This is a genomic window from Longimicrobiaceae bacterium (assembly GCA_035936415.1).
Taxonomy (GTDB): domain Bacteria; phylum Gemmatimonadota; class Gemmatimonadetes; order Longimicrobiales; family Longimicrobiaceae; genus JAFAYN01.
Genome location: DASYWD010000003.1, coordinates 1 through 3,541, shown reverse-complemented (window position 1 = coordinate 3,541; position 3,541 = coordinate 1). Strand labels below are relative to the sequence as shown.

4 protein-coding genes are annotated in these 3,541 nt (G+C 75.5%); 1 reads left to right on the top strand and 3 read right to left on the bottom strand.

Going from position 1 to position 3,541, the window contains the following annotated elements; all coding sequences use genetic code 11:
• The coding region (locus VGR37_00075; protein HEV2145789.1) for a VanZ family protein at positions 1-757 on the bottom strand (757 nt) is incomplete at its 3' end.
• A gap of 177 nt (positions 758-934) precedes the next feature.
• On the opposite strand from VGR37_00075, the gene VGR37_00070 reads away from it, so the two are divergent.
• Positions 935-1,393, top strand: coding sequence for a YaiI/YqxD family protein (locus tag VGR37_00070; GenBank protein ID HEV2145788.1), 459 nt, complete (start codon positions 935-937; stop codon positions 1,391-1,393).
• Between the two features lie 12 nt (positions 1,394-1,405).
• On the opposite strand, the gene VGR37_00065 is transcribed toward VGR37_00070, so the two are convergent.
• Both VGR37_00065 and VGR37_00060 read right to left on the bottom strand, forming a co-directional pair.
• On the bottom strand, positions 1,406-1,771 hold the full coding sequence (locus VGR37_00065; protein ID HEV2145787.1) for a PilZ domain-containing protein: 366 nt from the start codon (positions 1,769-1,771) through the stop codon (positions 1,406-1,408).
• Between the two features lie 127 nt (positions 1,772-1,898).
• On the bottom strand, positions 1,899-3,541 hold a 1,643-nt coding region (locus VGR37_00060), incomplete at its 5' end, for a tetratricopeptide repeat protein (GenBank protein ID HEV2145786.1).

The window sequence follows — 3,541 nt, the reverse complement described above, 5'->3', positions numbered from 1 at the left end:
GGCGCGACGCCTCCCACGCCGTCGCCAACGCCACCACCGCCAGCACGGGGAGGGCGAGCCGGGGATGGAAGACCAGCGCCGGGAAGAGGCCCAGCGCCATCCACGCCGCCGCCGCCACGGCCACCCCCGGCACACCGAGCGACCCGGCCGGTCCGAAGCGGTGCCGCTGCATCCCCGCCAGCAGCGCCCCCCCGAAGAGTCCCAGGAGGAGGAGCGGCGCGAGGCGCAGCGGCTGCTCGCGCGCGGCCAGGCTCCCCACCCAGAGGAGGGGGACCAGCAGGTAGACGAGCCCCATCAGCGGCAGCTCCAGCGAGAGCCGCCCCACGGTCTCCGCACTCACGCGGATCCGGCGCCCGACGGCGTGCTGGAGCGCGGCCCCGGCCAGCGCGCCCGCGCCGTTGGCGAGGAGGTCCACCGCGGAGGCGTAGCGCTCGCGCTCGAAGAGCTGGGCCGTCTCGATGGCGCCGCTGAGGATGAGCCCCAGCGCCGCGGCCTCCAGGACGAGCGCGCGGCGGCCGTGCGCCCGCGTCAGCGGGTAGAGGAAGCCGAGCGGGACGAAGAGCAGGACGTTGGCGGCCAGGTCGAACGGCTCGCCTACCGAGAAGATATGGAACCGGGTGGGGACGGCGAAGCGGAAGGGCGCGAGCGTGATGACCAGCACCACGCCCACGAAGTACGCCAGGAGGGCCCGGCTGAGGCGCGCCCGGGTGGGCGCGGGGGGCGTCTCCACCCCGGTCGGCTGCGCTGCGCTCTCCACCGGCACGCCTCTTCGCGGTGCTGTGCGGGGCGCCCGGCGCGGGCTCCCTCTCGCGTAGGATCGGTCCGCGCCGGCCGCGGAGCAAGGGGGAGCGCCTCCGCGGGCGCGGAGCGCCGGGGGCCCGCGTCCGCTATCTTCTCCCCGGTGCCGTTCCCCGTCCCCCGAACTTCCGCGCCCGTGAAGCTCTGGATCGATGCCGACGCCGCCCCGCGCGACGTGAAGGAGATCGTCTTCCGCGCCGCGAAGCGGCTGGAGCTGCAGACGGTGCTGGTCGCCAACCAGCGGCTGCAGGTGCCCCCCGGGAACCCCTTCGTCACCGCCGTGCGGGTGGACGGCGGGCCCGACGTGGCGGACCGCCACATCGCCGACGAGGCGGAGCCGGGCGACGTGGCCGTGACCGCCGACATCCCGCTGGCCGCGGCGCTGGTGGAGAAGCGGGTGGTGGTGATCGACCCGCGCGGCGAGGAGTACACCGCCGACAACGTGGCGGAGCGCCTTTCCGTCCGCGACTTCATGGACGGGCTGCGGGGCGCCGGGGTGGAGACGGGCGGCGCCCGCCCTTACGGCGCGAAGGAGAAGCAGGCCTTCGCCGCGGCGCTCGACCGGGTGCTCACGCGGGCGATGCGCCGCCGCTGAGCGGCGCCCCGGTCAGTCGGGCGGCCGCCACGGGAGGCGCGGGATCTCCTCCGGGGGGAGCGCGCTCCTGCGGAGCTGGAGCTGCTCCTGGAGGATGACCTGGAAGGGGATCCCCGGCGCGGCCAGGTCCAGCGCCACGGCGTCCTCCCGCACCCGCACCACCCGCCCGGCGACGTGCACGTCCCGGCCGCCGGCGAAGCGGAGCCGGCCCTCCACCTCGGTGTCGGGGCCGGGGACGTCCTGGCCGGCGAGGCGGCACCGGAGCCCCCGCTCCGAGCAGTCCAGCACCTCCAGGCAGCCGTACGACGACCAGAGCCGGGGACGGAGCGCGTCCGGGTAGTCGATGCGCTGGAACTCGCGCCGGTTCAGCTGCGACACGGTGGATCTCCTGCGCCGTGCGGGGCGCGGACCGGGTGCGGGACGGGGCCGCCGACGGGCGCCGGCCGGGTCCCGCGGATCGACGCAAAGAGCCCGCCGCCGCGCACGCCGGCTCCGCGCGGGCGGATCAGGACCCTCGCGCGGCCAGCTTCATCCCCAGCGCCCGCACGAGCGCCGCGTACCTCGGATCGGAGCGGAGCGGCTCCATGATCGGATCCACCCCCACGTCGACGAGGCAGCCCCTCGTGGTGGTGAACAGGCGGTCGAGCAGGGCGAAGGCGCGGTCCTTCTTCCCGAGCGCGCCCATGAGCGCGGCCGCGTAGTAGAGGTTGATGGAGCCGCTCTCCATGCCGCGCTCCACGCGTGCCCGGATCCGCTCGGCGTCGGCCGTCCGCCCGGCCTTCGCGTAGGCGTAGCCGAGCATGGGAAGGGCCGAGCGGGCGTAGTCTCCGCCGAGCTCCACCGCCCGCTCCAGGGCCGCGATCCCCTCCGGGTACTCGCCCCTCTCCACGAAGGAGAGCCCCAGCCGTGCGTGCGCGGAGGCCCGCGACGAGTCCATGGCGATCACCGCCCGGAGCTCGTCGGCGGCGTCCGCGTGCCGCCCGGCCAGGAACAGCAGCCAGCCCATCTGGTTGTGCGCGCCGAGGGCGAGCGGGTCCAGCTCCTGGGCCCTGCGCATCATCGCGAGCCCCTCGTCGAAGCGCCCCTGCATCACCAGGGGCATCGCGTAGCGGCTGTACGTGCCCGCGTGGCCGGGCCTCAGCTCCAGCGCCCGCCGGAACTCCCGCTCCGCGCCCGCCCAGTCCCAGCGGTGGAACTTGAGGTGGCCCAGCGCGGCGTAGCCCTCCGCGAGGGTGCCGTCGAGCTGGATCGCCCGCCGTGCCGCCGCCTCGGCCTTCTGGTACGCCGGCTCCGAGGGATCGAACCCGCCGTCGGCGAGCGCGTCGTGCGCGTCCGCCAGCCCCGCGTATGCCGCGGCGTAGACGGAATCCTCCGCGATCGCCTGCTCGAAGAAGCGAGCCGCTGCCCGGAGCGAGGACTCCGTGCGCTGGTTCCAGGCGTAGCGCCCCTGGAGGTAGAGGTGGTATGCGCGAGCGCTCCGTGGATCGGAGCTCCTCGCGGGGGTCGCGTCTCCCGCACCCTGGGGGCGCATCGTCCGGGCGATGGAGTGCGCGATCTCCGCCTGGATCGCGAGCGCGTCCCCCATCTGGCGGTCGAAGCTGCTCGACCAGAGGTGGTGCCCGGTCGTGGCGTCGATCAGCTGCGCCGTCACGCGCAGGCGATCGCCTTCGCGACGCACGCTCCCTTCCATGACAGCCGAGACACCCAGCGCGCGGGCGATCTCCCGGATGTCCTCCTGCCTCCCCTTGAAGGCGAACGCGGAGGTGCGGGCGGACACCCGCAGGTGCGGCAGCTGCGCCAGGGTGTGGATCAGCTCCTCGCTCATCCCGTCCCCGAGGTACTCCGCGCCACCGTCCGCGCTCAGGTCCTCGAAGGGGAGGACCGCCACGGAGAGCACGTCGGGCTCGTGGGCGGCGGGCGCACGCAGGGGGCCCGTCCACAGCGCACCGACGAGAACGAAGAGCGCAGCCGCGGCTCCGATCGGAGCCAGTCGCCTGCGCGTCCACGCGGAGCGGGTGCGGACCCGCCGCTCCGTGCCCGAAGTCGGGCCGACGGGGGCCGCAGGCCGGTCCCCCGGCTCGGGGGCAGGGCCGGCCGGGGCGGGCGGGTCGGTCCGGGGTGCCTCCGCGACGGGGAGCGCATCCGGAC